We start from the raw sequence: 15705 nt of genomic DNA, 5'->3' as shown, positions 1-15705 counted from the left end.
GGTGACATCCCCCTATGAGAATCAAATACTTATTTGAAGCTTAAACTTTACTTGCTCTCAGCCTCAGCCTGCTTGGTCTCAGGTGCATTAGGACCATAGTAGCCATAGTAAGCCTGGTAACGGGTGTAACCCCAGTTAGCCTGAGCCTTCTCTGGATCGAGCTGCTTAGCCTTGTCGAGAACTTTGATAGCCTCCTGGTAAACAACCTTGCGGCCGTTAGGATCCTGCAAGTTACCAGCCTTGCTGTTGTAGCAAGCACCCAGATAAGTAAGAACAACTACGTTATCCTCCTTTGCAGCAAGAGCCTGCTTCAAACACTTGATAGCGTTGTCTGCATCGTTCTTCTGGATATACATCATACCCTTGTTGGCAAGAGCTACAAAGTTGTTAGGGTTCTTTGCGATAGCATTGTCCAAAAGTTCAGCCTGCTCCTTCTCCATCTTCAATGAAGAGTACATAGAGTTCAAACCATCAAGAACAACCTCATTGGTCTCGTCCTTTGCAAAGATATCCTTGAGCTTGTTAACATAGGCAAGAGAATCCTCGTGAGTCTTCAAGCCATCCTTCATCACATAGAGCTTGAGGTTGAGGGCATCCTTAGCCTCCTTCTCACTCTTCATGGCGATGTCGCAATACTTCTCGCAACGGGCAGCATCCTTAGCCTGGTATGCATAACGGGCTGCAAAGAGAGCAACCTGACCGATATACTCCTTCTCGCCATCCTTCTGCTTCTGGTCTACAGAAGCGAAGAGAGGCTCATTGTCTGTATCGAGGAATGCACCCCAATACTTCAATACCTCATCAGCCTTATTGTTCTGGGCTGCTGTCTGACCCGCATTAACGAGCTGAACACGAGCACCCCATACACGGCTAGCGTTGTTGTTAAACTTAGGAGCAACCTTACCCTTAGCGTTAGGAAGCTGGTCGTACTTGTAGCACTCAATAGCATTGATCAATGCATTGTAAGCGCCCTCAGACATAGCAGCCTCGTCAACCGGGTCGTTCTTCTTCATGATCTGATTGGTCTGCTGGATGCTCTGCTGGTCGTTGAACTGCTTCATAGCGAGATCAACGAGCTTGTTGTAAGCCTTGGCCTTCTCTGCATCGTTAGCCATCTGACCCAAATTCTGCTTAACCAAAGCCTCAGCCTCGGCATAAGACTTAGCCTTCATGACCGCCTTGAGAGCGTCACTGTCGCCTGCGAATGCTGATGTGGCACCTAGTACCATCATTGCAGCTACTAAAAACTTTTTCATTTTTCTTAATGAGTTTAAAAGTTGTTGTTATTTATTTTTTACGCGTCTTTTCTTTTATTCGAAATCTACGTTGCCCGAATCGGTATCCTCAGCTTCAGATGCTTCGTCAGCGAGATGAGCCTCAGCCTCAGCAGCCTCTTCAGCAGTCTTGGCACCTACGGTATCATTCTCTATCTCCTCGCTCTTCTTAGCCCAGGCAGAACGGCTCTCCTCTTCTACAGAAGCCTCGAGCTCAGAACTCATCACCTTGCATACGCTGGCAATGACATCATTCTTCTTGGCAAGATTGATGAGGCGGACACCCTGAGTAGCACGGCCCATGACACGGCAATCAGCTACGGCAAGACGAATTACGATACCACTCTGGTTGATAATCATGAGGTCGTTATCATCGGTTACGTTCTTGATAGCTACCAGTCGACCGGTCTTATCGGTAATATTCAGGGTCTTCACACCCTTACCGCCACGCTTGGTAACGCGGTAATCGAGTACATCAGAACGCTTACCATAACCCTGCTCGCTCACTACCATCACGGTTTCCTTCTCAGGATCGTTGACAACAATCATACCTACTACAGCATCATTACCCTCATCGAGGCGCATACCACGAACACCGGTAGATGTACGGCCCATTGTACGAATCTCGTTCTCGTCGAAACGGACAGCACGACCATTGCGGTTGGCAATAATCAGTTCGTTATGACCATTTGTCAGACGAACATCTACCACCTCATCGCCCTCTACGATGTTGATAGCTATCACACCGTTGGCACGTGGACGGGAATATGCCTCCAGACAAGTCTTCTTCACCGTACCATTCTTGGTAGCGAATACTACGTAATGGTTGTTGATGAACTCAGCGTCGTTCAAGCCTCTGAGGCGGAGGAATGCATTCACCTGGTCATCGCTCTCGATGTTGAGGAGGTTCTGGATGGCACGACCCTTGGAATTGCGGTCGCCCTCAGGAATCTCGTAACACTTCAACCAGTAGCAGCGGCCCTTCTTGGTGAAGAACAGCATGGTCTGGTGCATGGTAGCAGGATAGATATACTCGGTGAAGTCCTTATCACGGGTACGGGCTCCCTTAGAACCTACTCCACCACGAGCCTGCTCACGGAACTCTGACAATGGGGTGCGCTTGATATATCCGAGATGACTCACGGTGATAACCACTGGGTCGTTTGGATAGAAGTCTTCTGGATTGAACTCATGGTCATCTGGCTTAATCATGGTGCGACGTGCGTCACCATACTTCTCCTTCACCTCGTTGAGTTCATCCTTCATTACCTTCTTGCAGAGCTCAGGATCGTTCAGAATCTGGTTCAAGTAGTCGATGGTCTTCATCAACTCGTTAAATTCATTGTGCAACTGCTCCAGACGCAAGCCTGTCAACTGGCTGAGGCGCATATCAACGATGGCCTTACTCTGAAGCTCATCGAGTTCGAAGCGCTTCTCCAAGTTGCGCTGAGCATCAGAAGGAGTCTTGCTGGCTCTGATAATATGTACCACCTCGTCGATGTTGTCGCAGGCAATGATCAAGCCCTCGAGAATATGAGCACGCTCCTGAGCCTTCTTCAGTTCGAACTGGGTGCGGCGGATCGTAACATCATGCCGATGCTCTACGAAATACTTCACACACTCCTTCAAGCTCAAAAGACGTGGACGGCCATTAACAAGAGCGATGCAATTCACTGAGAATGAACTCTGAAGAGCTGTCAGCTTAAAGAGTTTGTTCAGAAGAACATTGGCATTGGCATCACGCTTCACATCAACAACGATACGCATACCCTGACGGCCAGACTCATCGTTTACGTTAGCGATGCCATCTACTCTGCCTTCCTTGGCAAGGTCAGCAATAGCCATCACGAGCTGCTCCTTGTTAACACCATAAGGAATCTCGGTGATAACAATCTTATCATGGTTTTCACCACTTTCAATCTCGGCTGTGGCACGAACCACGATTCTGCCTCGACCCGTTTCGTATGCATCCTTCACACCCTGTATACCATAGATGGTAGCACCGGTTGGGAAGTCAGGAGCAGGGATATACTGCATCAATCCATCGGTGTCGATGTCAGGATTATCAATGTATGCACAGCAACCGTCAATTACCTCACCCAGGTTGTGGGTAGGCATATTGGTAGCCATACCTACTGCAATACCGTTACCACCATTTACCAGAAGATTAGGAATCTTGGTAGGCATCACGGTAGGTTCCTGAAGGGTATCATCAAAGTTGTTGGTCATATCAACCGTTTCCTTGTCAAGGTCATCCATGATATGCTCACCCATCTTGGAGAGGCGGCACTCTGTATAACGCATGGCAGCAGGAGAGTCACCGTCAACAGAACCGAAGTTACCCTGTCCGTCAATCAAGGTATAACGCATGTTCCACTCCTGTCCCATACGCACCAGAGCGCCGTAAACAGAAAAGTCGCCGTGAGGGTGATACTTACCGAGCACCTCACCAACAACACGCGCACATTTCTTATAAGGTTTGTCACTGGTGTTTCCAATGCCGAGCATACCGTAAAGAATACGGCGGTGCACAGGCTTGAAACCATCGCGTACATCAGGGAGGGCACGAGCCACGATAACTGACATCGAATAATCGATGTAGCTCGACTTCATCTCCTCCTCAATGTTGATCTTCATGATTCTATCATGATCCATTGTCTGATTTTCGTCCATTTCTTATATTAATGTATTATTGTTTATTCGTTACTTTCAAAACGCCTGTTTTCCATTCGGAAATCGCGTTTAAGGGCATTTCCTTGCGTTCTAAGCCGTTTTACCCTTTTGAAATTCCCGACAAAGATACAAAAAAAAATGATACTAAAACGCTTTAGAGGCGAAAAATCGCATTATTTTAGCATTATTTGTATTTTAACAATGCAAAAAAGTTGGCATATCATTTGCTATTATTGAAAATAATGTGTACTTTTGCACTGAGATATTTAAAAATATAAGCAAATATGATAAATCCGTTTTCACATATACAGGACATACTGAACAGAAGTAGCAAAGAAGCAGCACGCACCTTGGGAAGTGAAATCAGCGTGGAGCATCTGATGCTGAGTCTGATCAGCCAGAACGACAGCGATGTCAACAAGCTCCTGAAGGGCGCAGACATCAGTCCGATGGCTTTCAGCGGAGTCCTTAACAGCAAACTGGAAAAGCGTGTGGAAGAAACTCCTGCCGATAACGTGAAGGAGAACAGCCACATCCCATTCAGCCAGATAACAGACAGCATTATCAGAGACTCTATCCGCGAGGCAAACAACTACGAGCACTCCAAGATTGTAGAGCCAAGACATCTGCTGCTTGCCATCTTGAGAAATGACAAGAACCCTGTAGCCAACTGGCTGAGTCAACTGGGCTTAAGCTACGACCGTGCCATCGAAATGCTCTATCCTACTGACAAGGATGATGAGCAGAAGACAGAAGAGCCGAAGGATTTCAAAATGGAACCACAAACACCAGATTCAGAAATCCCTGATGCTGACAGGCAGGAGGAAGCAGAGAACCTGGAGATGGCTGGTGGAATAGAAACAGAAGATGACTACAACGAGCAGAACGACATGATGGAAACTGACGAAGAGCCATTCGATATGGAAAAGGACCAGAACCCGATGAGACTGTCTACTCGTTCAAATGGAACTCCGCGCAAAAAGAGCAGCACCCCTACCATCGACAAATTCAGTTTCGACCTGACCAAGGCTGCAGCCGATGGAAAACTGGACCCTGTAGTGGGCAGAGAGAAGGAGATTCAGCGTGTGCTCGAGATTCTGGGACGCAGAAAGAAGAACAACCCAGTATTAATAGGTGAACCGGGCGTAGGAAAGAGTGCCATCGTAGAAGGACTGGCACAGCTCATCAACAACCAGGAGACATCGCCTATGTTCTTCAACAAGCGTCTGATAAGTCTCGACCTGACTGCCATCGTTGCAGGAACCAAATTCCGCGGACAGTTTGAAGAGCGCATCAAGAATGTCATCAAGGAACTTGAGAACCATCCGGAAATCATCATCTTCATAGATGAGATTCATACCATGATAGGCGCCGGTTCCGGTGAAGGAAGCATGGATGCTGCCAACATTCTGAAGCCAGCCTTGGCAAGAGGTGTCATCCAGTGTATCGGTGCCACCACGCTCGATGAGTATCGCAAGAGCATTGAGAAGGATGGAGCCCTGGAGCGCCGTTTTCAGAAGGTTATCGTTGAACCGACAACACGCGAAGAAACCCTGCAGATACTTCACAACATCAAGGAACATTACGAGAAGCATCACTGTGTGAGATATACAGACGAGGCTCTCGAGACATGTGTCAAACTGACAGAGCGCTATATCACCGACCGCCACTTCCCAGACAAGGCTATCGACGTGATAGATGAAGCCGGCTCGCGCGTACATATTAATAATGCAAGTGTTCCTGCTCCATATATCAAGCTGGAAAAAGAACTGAAAAAGATAATCAGCAAGAAGCAGCAGGCTGTAGCAAACCAGAACTTCGAGATGGCAGCCTCATGCAGAGATGCCCAGACCAAGATCGAGAAAGAGATTGAGGACATGAAGGCGCAATGGCAGCAGGGAGAGATTGGCGAATATGTTGAGGTGACAGCCGAAGACATTGCCAACGTTATCAGCATGATGACCGGCGTACCGGCCCAACGCATGGCAGAGGGTGAAAGCAAACGTCTGAAAGATCTGGAACACAACCTGAAGCACAAGGTGATTGCTCAGGATAATGCCATCAACAAGATGGTAAAGACCATTCTGAGGAACCGTGTAGGCTTGCGCGACCCTAACCATCCTATTGGCGTATTCATGTTCCTGGGTCCTACAGGTGTAGGTAAGACCTATCTTGCCCAGAAACTTGCCGAGGAAATGTTTGGTTCGAAAGATTCACTCATCAGAATAGACATGAGCGAATTCTCCGAGAGTTTCAACGCCTCACGTCTGGTAGGTGCACCTCCAGGATACGTAGGCTATAACGAAGGTGGACAGCTGACCGAAAAGGTACGCCGCAAACCATACAGCATCGTATTGCTCGACGAAATAGAGAAGGCCAACAGCAAGGTATTCAACCTGCTCTTACAGGTACTCGACGAAGGAAGGCTCACCGATGGCAACGGCCGACTTATCGACTTCCGCAACACCATCATCATCATGACCTCTAATGCAGGAACCCGCCAGCTGAAAGATTTCGGCAGAGGCGTCGGCTTTACTTCTGCAGGTATAAAAGGCGGATTGGCGATGGATGAGAAAGACAAGGAGTATGCCCGCAGCATCGTCCAGAAGAGTCTGAGCAAGCAGTTTGCTCCAGAGTTTCTGAACCGTCTCGATGACATCATCACCTTCGACCAGTTGGATCTCAATGCCATCAAGCGCATCATCGACCTCGACTTGGAAGGACTGGTCAAGAGAATAGAAGACTTGGGATTCCATTTCCAGATTACCGAAAAGGCAAAGGAGATGGTAGCCAAGAAGGGATACGATGTGCAGTTTGGTGCCCGCCCACTCCGCCGCGCCATCCAGACCTACATCGAAGATTCCGTTTGCGAGATGTTACTCGATGGCACAATGAAGCCAGGCGACACCATCTCGGTAGGCAAAAATTCGAAAAAAGAAGAATTGACATTCAAGAAACTATAATCTGAAGAGGGACTATCCACTGGCGATAGTCCCTCTTTTATTATGAACCCGGTATAGCAACCAACAAACTTTAGTTAATAAGAGTTAACCACGAGAAAAGTTTAGGCAATAATTTCTTATTTCAAAAAATATTCATTACCTTTGCATCTGCTTTCGGGCAAAAAGCCATGATGGCTCAGTTGGTAGAGCAACGCATTCGTAATGCGTGGGTCGCGGGTTCGAGTCCCGCTCGTGGCTCTTTCTTGTGAAAGGAGTTAGTATTTTCCTTCGCGAGATTAGCACATCGGTAGTGCACGGGCTTCCCAAGCCTGTGAGGCGGGTTCGACTCCCGTATCTCGCTCAGAACATCAGCAAACCCAGGGTTGAACCCTGGGTTTCTTGTTTTTATTAACATCTTTTCAGCCTTCTATAGCAACAAAATCACTTTTTTCGAGTTATTATATAAATTAAACTAAGATAAAAGAATAATAATGAAGAAACATATCATACTTGTACTGGCGCTCGTCCTGTCTTCAGGGCCGCTTTTCGCACAGAGTTCACACATGACCGATGATCAGGTCATGAGCTTTGTGGTGAAAGAACATGAGCGTGGCACATCCAACTCACAGATTGTTACCAAACTGATGCAGCAAGGCGTAGACATCTCCCAGATTCGACGTGTACGCAATAAGTATCAGAAGATGTCGCAGCAGAACGAGCTCTACAGCACAACCGCTGCAGGAAATGCAGGCAACAAGAGAATGCGGACCAACAATGGCAAGCAAAGAGAAGATTACCAGGACAAGGACAATGAGAAGCAGGCTTCAACCTATAGCAATTATCGCATCCAGAGCAAGCAGAACGACAGCTACTATTCATCTTATGATGAGAATAATCCTGACTATGCTAACTTCAGCAAGGAGATGAACGCCCTGGTACCCGATACAGCTACCATGGTAAAACAGATGCAGGCAGAGCTCGGCATCAAGCGCAACAAGGTATTCGGCCGCGACATTTTCAATAACAAGGATCTCAGTTTCGAGCCAAACATGAACATCGCTACCCCACAGAACTATCGACTGGGACCTGGCGATGCGGTTATCATTGATATCTATGGAGCCTCACAGAAAACCATAGAGAGCACCGTTTCGCCAGATGGTGAAGTAACCATCGAGGGTTACGGACCAGTCAGCGTTTCAGGCTTGACTGTAGCTCAGGCTAATGCCCGCCTGCGCAATACCGTGGGCAGCAGATACCGTTCCAGCCGCATCAAGCTCACCGTAGGACAGACCAAGACCATCATGGTAAACGTAATGGGCGAGGTTAAGATTCCGGGCACCTATACCCTCTCAGCCTTCGCCACCGTATTCCATGCCCTCTACATGGCTGGCGGAACCAATGATCTGGGTACATTGCGAAACATCAAGGTATACAGACACAATAAGCTGGTAACAGTTGTCGACATCTACGACTACATCCTGAACGGCAAGCTGACGGGTAATGTCCGTCTTGCCGACAACGATGTCATCGTAGTAGGTCCATACGATTGTCTCGTAACCATCGCCGGAAAGGTAAAGCGCCCGATGATCTACGAAATGAAGAAGAACGAGAGCGTCAATTCCCTTCTGAAGTATTCCGGCGGTTTTACAGGCGATGCTTATAAGAAATCAGTAAGACTGAACCGCAAGACAGGCAGAGAACATGCCGTATATAATGTTGGGGAGTTCGACTTCTCAAGTTTCCGCATCGATGACGGCGACTCAATCAGCGTAGACAGCATCCTGCCACGCTACGCCAACACCGTAGAGGTGAAAGGAGCCGTATTCCGTCCGGGCATGTACAATCTCGGCGAAGAAATCAACAGCGTACGCACCCTTGTAGAGCATGCCGAAGGATTGACTGAGGAGGCATTCACTAACCGTGCCGTAATGCACCGCATGAAGTCTGACCGCTCGCTCGAAGTAATAAGTGTAGACATCGCCGGCATCATGAACGGCAAGACTCCAGATATCCCTTTGAAGGAGAACGATGTTCTCTTCATTCCTACCCGACAGGAAAAGATTGTAGAGCGTACTCTCACCATCCGTGGCGAAGTGCAGTATCCAGGAGTTTACCAATATGCCGACAATGAGACCCTCGAAGACTTCGTTCTTCAGGCAGGCGGCTTAACCGACAAGGCTTCAACCGTTAATGTAATGGTAAGCCGTAGAGTGATGGATGCCAAGGCTTTACGTCCAGATAGCGTTATCGCCAAGACCTACATCCTATCTCTTAAAGACGGCTTCGTTATAGACGGCACCCCTGGCTTCAAGCTGATGCCATTTGATGAAGTAATGATTCGTCAGAGTCCGGCTTATGTTGAGCAGCAGAACGTATCGATTACCGGTGAAGTGATGTTTGCCGGTCTCTATACATTAGACCGTCGCAACGCCCGCCTGAGTGAACTCTTCAAGAAGGCAGGTGGAGCTACCGACCAGGCATATCTCAAGGGAGCCCGCATCATCCGCAAAGCCAACGAGCAAGAGAAGCAGCGCATGGAGGCAGTATTGAAGATGCAGCGCGAAGAGATACAGAAAAATCTTCTGCAACTAGCCTCCAGCAGCAACAATGCTGGTGCCATCTCGCAGACCTCTAAGGATGTAGAGCGTACCAACATAGAGAAGTTCAACGTACCTAGCGAATACCCTGTAGGTATCGACCTTCCAGAAGCACTGGCGAACCCAGGCAGCGATGCCGACATCATCTTGCGCGAGGGCGACCGTCTGGTCATTCCTCAGTACAATGGTACGGTAAAGATCAATGGTGCCGTAATGTTTGCTAACACGGTAGCCTACGAAAAGGGCAAGAAGGCAAGCTACTATATCGATCAGGCAGGTGGTTTTGCCTCAGATGCATTAAAGAGCAAGGCATACATCATCTATATGAATGGCAAGGTAGCCAAGCTCTCTCATGGTGCCAAAGTGCAGCCAGGCAGCGAGATTGTCGTCCCAGCTAAGCTGAAGCGCAAGATGAGTACCGCCGAAATGATGAGTATGGGAAGCAGCATGAGCAGCATCGCCGCCATGATTGCTACGATTGCTAATATGAGTAAGTAATTGAGTGAAGTATGACGGTACTGAAACTCTTACCAAATGTCCTCATTTCAAAGATTCGAAGAAAAGTTGTAATTTTACAAGAAATAACATAAAAATAAAGAAAATGGACTTAAATACATTAATAAATGCTAGATTAGAAATGATGGGCAACGACAGACCATCAAGCTCTTGCAGTACGCATGGTGATACAAGAAAAGAAGCTATTGCACAAGCAATAGAATTTCTCCAGCGCGAATACGAGTCTAATGAACTTGATGAACCATCCGAATATGGCTATCGAGTTAATGTAGAAATCTTTAAGAAAGGCAAGCCGAGATTCTAAAATAGTTTTTTGCCAAAAACTCGGAGAATCTGGGTAATCGTTGTACTTTTGCATAAAAAAATAAAAGTAGATAGAAAAATGAGTGAAAATACAGAATATAGTTATAAAACAGCAGATCAAGCATCCGCTAATCTCGTTCATCTGGTTTCTTTACTAAAAAAGAAACTTTTAGCTATCCTAATATTTACCTTTAGTGTGATGATACTGACTGGCATATACATTTTCAGTTTGCCAAGAACGTGGAAATCAGAAACAATACTCTTGCCTGAATCATCAGCAAATTCGGTATCGGGAAATCTTGGGTCAATAGCAGCAATTGCTGGAATAAAAATGAATACAGGTTCAACAGAAGATGCTATCTACCCTGAGTTTTATCCAAAAGTATTAGGCTCTACTATATTCCTTACCGAATTACTCAAACAAGAAATAACCGTATCTCGCCTTCATAAGAAGGTAAGCATCTTTGAGTACTTTGAAAATTATCAGATTAAACCATGGTGGGGCAAATTGTTCAATTTAAAGAAGGAAATTATAAAGTCAAATATAAATCCTACACATATATCCAAACAGCAACAGACTATTGTTGATGCTCTATTTGGTTCGTTTTTTTGCAGTGTGGATAAGAAAACAGATATGATTTCGGTAAGCGTAACAACTCTTGATGCAGATGTTTCTGCACAAATTGCAGATTTGATCCGCAAAAGATTGCAAATATACATCACACAGTATCGTACAAACAAATCTCGTAAAGACGTAGAGTACACAAGAAAGATTGTTGCTGAGTCAAGAGCTCAATACATTAAAGCACAACAAAAGTACTCAGCTTATTGCGATGCCAATGAAGATATTGGTCTCATGTCTTTTACACAGGTTAGAGACCGATTGGAGAACGAGATGCAGATGGCATACAACATGTATCAACAATCAGTGCAACAGATGCAACTTGCTCAGGCAAAACTTCAAGAACGAACTCCAATATTCGTTACAATACAACCTGCAGCAATACCATCTAAGCCATCTGGACCAAAACGAATAATAACAATGGCTCTAATGTCGTTTTTAGCCTTTTTCTGTAGTTTTTCCTTCTATATGGTCAAAGATATATACAATCAAAAAATGGGACATGCAACCAACGAATATTAAACAATATTTTTTAACAAACCGCAAAGATCTGGTTGATACCTTATATCTTATGATGTTACAAGGTATCAACCAGCTACTTCCTATTTTTGTGATGCCGTATCTCATGATAAAACTCGGTGCCACAGGTTATGGTTATGTTGGATTTGCTCTGTCTGTTATACAATACCTAATTATCATTGTTGATTTTGGATTTAATCTCAGTGCAACCAAACATATAGCAATGGTAAAAGATGACTATGTTGAACGGAGTCGTGTTTTTTGGAATGTAATTGCAGCCAAATCAGTATTGTTAACTGTTTCAGCAGTTATACTTGGTACTTTGCTTGTCGCTGTACCCACTTTTCAATTCTACTCTAGAGCAATCATCGCTACATTTCCAATGCTACTAGGCTCGGTATTTACATTTATGTGGTTTTTTCAAGGAATAGGTAAAATACGTTTATTTTCTATTATAAACACAATATCTAAGGTTACCCTTCTGCCACTCATATTTATTTTCGTGAAGAGTCCTAATGACTATGTACTAGCAGCATTTCTTCAAGCTGCAGTATTTCTGTTTACTGCAATTATTTCTAATGTATATATAATATACAAACGACTTATAAATTGGGTGCCACCAATATGGACTGGGATACAAAGTGAGCTACATACTAGTTTTCCTCTATTTCTCTCATCGGCTTCAACAAGCATATATACACAACTAATCGTTGTTGTACTCGGCTTCTATTGCACAACAGATATCATTGGCAAATACTCTTCTGCAGAGCGTATCATGCGAGCAGTGTGCTTTCTTGTTTACACCCCACTAAACCAGGTGTTCTTTCCAAAGATCAGTTCTGTATCGGCAAAGAATTGCAGTGAGGCACGCCGCTTATTTGGACAAGTACGCATACTTGTATTAATGGTCATGGCAATTGTAGGAGTAGCAATCTGGACTAGTAGTATTTGGCTACCATCAGTACTTGGTGAAGACTACTCTGGTCTTGATATCTATTTGAAAATTTTCGCACTTACTCCATTTGCTATTGGAGTTGGAGGTGTTTATGGGCAAATGGGACTAATAGCTCTAGGGAACGAGCACACTAGCCATCGTTTTCGTGATGTATATTTCATAGCAGCGATTGCATCAATCTGCATGATGTTAATATTCATACCTTCCCTTCAAGCCGTTGGCGCTAGTATTGTTGTAACAACAACAGAAGTTGCCGTGGCTATCTTAATGATATATAACTATAAAAAATATTTGAAATAATGTTGATTATAACTTTTCTTTTAACAATTTTAATAGTAGGCATAGGCTATTATATATCGCATGATATATTTTCGCCATACGTAGCAGTACCAGGTGTATGGGCTATCGCTATACTTATATACTATTTACTACCAAATACATTTTATCCTATCAAGAATAATTTTCCATTCATTCTTACAGTATGGATTGTAGGATTTGTTGTTGCATCTATCGCATGTGATTATATAGCACCACCAGCCTCAAAAATTTCAAAAGAAATACAGCCGAACCAGAATATTTTATTGGTCTATTCTATCATAACATGTATTTCTATTCCTATTGTTTGTGCAGTAATTATAAAGCAAGCATTCATGGAAGATCCAGAAAATATATTTCGATACATGAGAATGATGAGCACTGGTCAAGATGAAAATATAGAGATGCCAAAACTTGGCATACTACTCTATTTTGTATCACTTTCCTTTGTTATGATATTTTTTTCTTTGCTTTATTTCAAAAGTAAAACAATGAAAATCATCATAATTCTACTGAATCTTTTATTGGCAACAGTAACTATGGCAAAAACTTCCTTCTTGGGTGTAATGTTCTCATCGTTATACCTTTGTTTTCAACAAGGAAAAATCAAAGTTAAGCATTTGATTATAGGATTGATAATTTTTATTGGATTTAGTTTCGTATTACAATCTGTGCGTGCCGTTGGAGAAGACATGGAAGCTACTAATTTCCTTGCACTTTATTTATCCAGCAGTATGGTTGCATTCGACTATTATGCAGTTCCATGCTCTTCCCCTATAATAGGCATGCATACATTCCGAATTATCTATGCAATAGGCCATGCTATCGGACTTACAGAAGCTCCAACAGACACGATACTTGAATTTGTATCAATACCAGATATTACCAATACATATACAAATATGTATCCCTTTTATGAAGATTTTGGTACTCCTGGAGTATTTCTATTTTCAATAATATATGGCATCTTTTATGGGTACTTATACAAAAAAAGTAGAACTGGAGGAAAACTAGAATTGATACTCTACGCAATTTTTTTAACATTTGTATTGATGGAATTTATCGGAGAATTTATATTTACAAATTTTTCCATTACGATACAGTATGTATTCTTTGCCTCTTTACCTTTTCTTTTCAGCAAGCAAAAAGGTAATTTGGCTTGAAACTAATTCGGTTTTAAATATTTAATTTTGAAGAAATGAACAACATTGATATTTTGATGGCAACATACAATGGAGCATCTTACATAAGAACTCAAATTCAGTCGTTACAAGCCCAAACTTTGACCGATTGGAAATTATATATTCATGACGATGGTTCTTCTGATGACACCATGAGCATCTTAAAAGAAATGAAAGCAATGGACAGTAGAATCAATATAATTGAGGACGGGATAAGATTTCATGAAAGTGGGCTCAATTTCATGCACCTTCTAAAATCTTCAAAAGCTCCATTCTGTATTTTCTGCGACCAAGATGACATCTGGCTAGAGAACAAACTAGAACTGATGCTTAGATTCATTGAAGCAAAAGATAATACAATACCACAGGCTGTATATTCTAATTCTTATGTATATATACCGGAAACATCTGATATTAGCGGCTATGCTACTCTTTGCTTTCCCCAAAAACTAAAAGATGTATTGTTTCTAAACAGTGGCATACAGGGTTGTGCTCTAATGTTTAACGCAGCACTGCGAGACATTTGTAAAAATGCACCAGACATAGTAGCAATGCATGATCATGTATTGACAGTTTGTGCTGCTGCCCTAGGAGAATTATCTTATCTCAACAAGAGGCTGATGCTATATCGCAGACACCAATCTACAGTCACTGGACCTACTGCTAAGAAACTGTCAGATAGATACAATTCATTCTTTGATATGGACAAAACAGTTATGTCTCACAAACACTATCAGGCATTAAAAAGTTTGTATCAAAAGTATGAAACGTATATTTCTGATGACAACAAGAAAATATTTTCCGACTATTTCCGTTTTGAAAAAGAATGCCGTATACGAAGATTCTTTCATGTACTTGCAAAAGGCTATAAATTATATGGACGAACTTCTATATTGGCAATAAAAGTTTTATTAAGAAAATTTGTATGAAAATATCAATATTTACACCAACATATAATCGCGCCTATACCTTAGGTGCGCTGTATGAAAGCCTGCGAAAGCAGACTTGTCAAGATTTTGAATGGATTATTGTTGATGATGGCTCTACGGACAATACAGAGGAACTATGCCATAGATTTAATTCTGATTTGTTTCCCATTCACTATTTTAAAACTCAAAACCATGGCAAACATGTTGCTATAAACTTTGGGGCACAAAAAGCTTTGGGTGAATGGTTCTTCATTGTTGACAGCGATGACCAATTACCAGAACACAGTATAGAAAATATCATAAAAGAATCAAAAAAAATTAGTGACAACAAAGATATTGCTGTACTCTGTGGCATGAGATTTTATAAAAATGGAGAACGAGTTGGAGGCAATTTAAATTTCAAAGAAATCGATTGTTCTGCTCTTGATTTTAGATATAAATATCATATTAAAGGCGATGCTGCAGAAGCTATTCGTACAACCGTTATTAAGAAATATCCATTTCCTGTATTTAATGATGAACGATTTTGTCCTGAAGCATTTCTGTTTAATCGTATAGCAAGAAAATACAAGACACATTATTTTAATAAAAATGTATACTTGTGTGAATACTTGACTGATGGCCTCTCCGCAAAAATCACCAAGATTAGAATGAATAGTTGGAAAGGAACTTGCTTGTGTTATTCTGAACTTGCAAATAGTTCTGTACCCTTTAAGATCAAGTTGCGTTCATGGCTCAACTTTTGGCGTTTTCATGCCTGTCATAAGTCAGAAGAAGTATATGACAATTTGTTCAAAATACCTCGATGGTCAAAAATCATCAAACCTTTCGGATATATTATTCATATAATGGACTTAAAAATCATCAAATAATTAGAAA

The 15705-nt window shown here is 43.1% G+C and carries 10 protein-coding genes and 2 tRNA genes; 10 read left to right on the top strand and 2 right to left on the bottom strand.

The window, feature by feature from the left end:
• Positions 1–47 precede the first annotated feature (47 nt).
• Positions 48–1256, bottom strand: a complete 1209-nt coding sequence (locus KUA48_RS00500; protein ID WP_218433095.1) for a hypothetical protein — start codon at positions 1254–1256, stop codon at positions 48–50.
• A gap of 54 nt (positions 1257–1310) precedes the next feature.
• A complete protein-coding gene (gyrA, locus tag KUA48_RS00495; RefSeq protein ID WP_118139554.1) occupies positions 1311–3947 on the bottom strand; it encodes a DNA gyrase subunit A in 2637 nt (878 codons plus the stop codon).
• 284 nt (positions 3948–4231) lie between these two features.
• Here gyrA and KUA48_RS00490 point away from each other — a divergent pair, with 284 nt between their 5' ends.
• From KUA48_RS00490 to KUA48_RS00445, 10 genes are all read left to right on the top strand, one after another.
• Positions 4232–6910: an ATP-dependent Clp protease ATP-binding subunit gene (locus KUA48_RS00490; RefSeq protein WP_218433097.1), complete on the top strand. Its 2679-nt coding sequence runs from the start codon at positions 4232–4234 to the stop codon at positions 6908–6910.
• A 164-nt stretch (positions 6911–7074) separates the two neighbouring features.
• Positions 7075–7147, top strand: a tRNA-Thr gene (locus KUA48_RS00485).
• A 32-nt stretch (positions 7148–7179) separates the two neighbouring features.
• Positions 7180–7250: transfer RNA gene (locus KUA48_RS00480), tRNA-Gly, on the top strand.
• Positions 7251–7380: 130 nt separating this feature from the next.
• On the top strand, positions 7381–9984 hold the full coding sequence (locus tag KUA48_RS00475; protein WP_218433098.1) for an SLBB domain-containing protein: 2604 nt from the start codon (positions 7381–7383) through the stop codon (positions 9982–9984).
• Between the two features lie 103 nt (positions 9985–10087).
• Entirely contained in the window at positions 10088–10306 is a 219-nt protein-coding gene (locus tag KUA48_RS00470) for a hypothetical protein (protein ID WP_153085499.1), read from the top strand.
• Positions 10307–10384: 78 nt separating this feature from the next.
• Positions 10385–11449 (top strand): Wzz/FepE/Etk N-terminal domain-containing protein, encoded by a 1065-nt coding sequence (locus tag KUA48_RS00465; RefSeq protein ID WP_218433099.1) that lies wholly within the window; start codon positions 10385–10387, stop codon positions 11447–11449.
• The gene (locus KUA48_RS00460) at positions 11430–12701 is read left to right on the top strand and encodes an oligosaccharide flippase family protein (RefSeq protein ID WP_153086927.1); all 1272 of its coding nucleotides are present in this window, start codon (positions 11430–11432) and stop codon (positions 12699–12701) included. The genes KUA48_RS00465 and KUA48_RS00460 overlap by 20 nt, the downstream gene beginning before the upstream one ends.
• Positions 12701–13879: an O-antigen polymerase gene (locus KUA48_RS00455; protein WP_218433100.1), complete on the top strand. Its 1179-nt coding sequence runs from the start codon at positions 12701–12703 to the stop codon at positions 13877–13879. The genes KUA48_RS00460 and KUA48_RS00455 overlap by 1 nt, the downstream gene beginning before the upstream one ends.
• Positions 13880–13914: 35 nt before the next feature.
• The gene (locus KUA48_RS00450; protein WP_218433101.1) at positions 13915–14826 is read left to right on the top strand and encodes a glycosyltransferase; all 912 of its coding nucleotides are present in this window, start codon (positions 13915–13917) and stop codon (positions 14824–14826) included.
• The gene (locus KUA48_RS00445; RefSeq protein ID WP_218433102.1) at positions 14823–15698 is read left to right on the top strand and encodes a glycosyltransferase family 2 protein; all 876 of its coding nucleotides are present in this window, start codon (positions 14823–14825) and stop codon (positions 15696–15698) included. The genes KUA48_RS00450 and KUA48_RS00445 overlap by 4 nt, the downstream gene beginning before the upstream one ends.
• Positions 15699–15705: the final 7 nt, after the last annotated feature.

Origin of the sequence: Segatella copri (genome assembly GCF_019249795.2) — a bacterium.
GTDB lineage: Bacteria > Bacteroidota > Bacteroidia > Bacteroidales > Bacteroidaceae > Prevotella > Prevotella copri_B.
This window is presented reverse-complemented; position numbering and strand designations above follow the sequence as displayed.

Excerpts from the sequence above, each read along its gene's own strand:
- KUA48_RS00465 (WP_218433099.1), top strand. The coding sequence starts at position 10,385 with ATGAGTGAAAATACAGAATATAGTTATAAAACAGCAGATCAAGCATCC.
- KUA48_RS00450 (WP_218433101.1), top strand. The coding sequence starts at position 13,915 with ATGAACAACATTGATATTTTGATGGCAACATACAATGGAGCATCTTAC.
- KUA48_RS00445 (WP_218433102.1), top strand. The coding sequence starts at position 14,823 with ATGAAAATATCAATATTTACACCAACATATAATCGCGCCTATACCTTA.
- KUA48_RS00470 (WP_153085499.1), top strand. The coding sequence starts at position 10,088 with ATGGACTTAAATACATTAATAAATGCTAGATTAGAAATGATGGGCAAC.
- KUA48_RS00500 (WP_218433095.1), bottom strand. The coding sequence starts at position 1,256 with ATGAAAAAGTTTTTAGTAGCTGCAATGATGGTACTAGGTGCCACATCA.
- KUA48_RS00455 (WP_218433100.1), top strand. The coding sequence starts at position 12,701 with ATGTTGATTATAACTTTTCTTTTAACAATTTTAATAGTAGGCATAGGC.
- KUA48_RS00475 (WP_218433098.1), top strand. The coding sequence starts at position 7,381 with ATGAAGAAACATATCATACTTGTACTGGCGCTCGTCCTGTCTTCAGGG.
- KUA48_RS00490 (WP_218433097.1), top strand. The coding sequence starts at position 4,232 with ATGATAAATCCGTTTTCACATATACAGGACATACTGAACAGAAGTAGC.
- gyrA (WP_118139554.1), bottom strand. The coding sequence starts at position 3,947 with ATGGACGAAAATCAGACAATGGATCATGATAGAATCATGAAGATCAAC.
- KUA48_RS00460 (WP_153086927.1), top strand. The coding sequence starts at position 11,430 with ATGCAACCAACGAATATTAAACAATATTTTTTAACAAACCGCAAAGAT.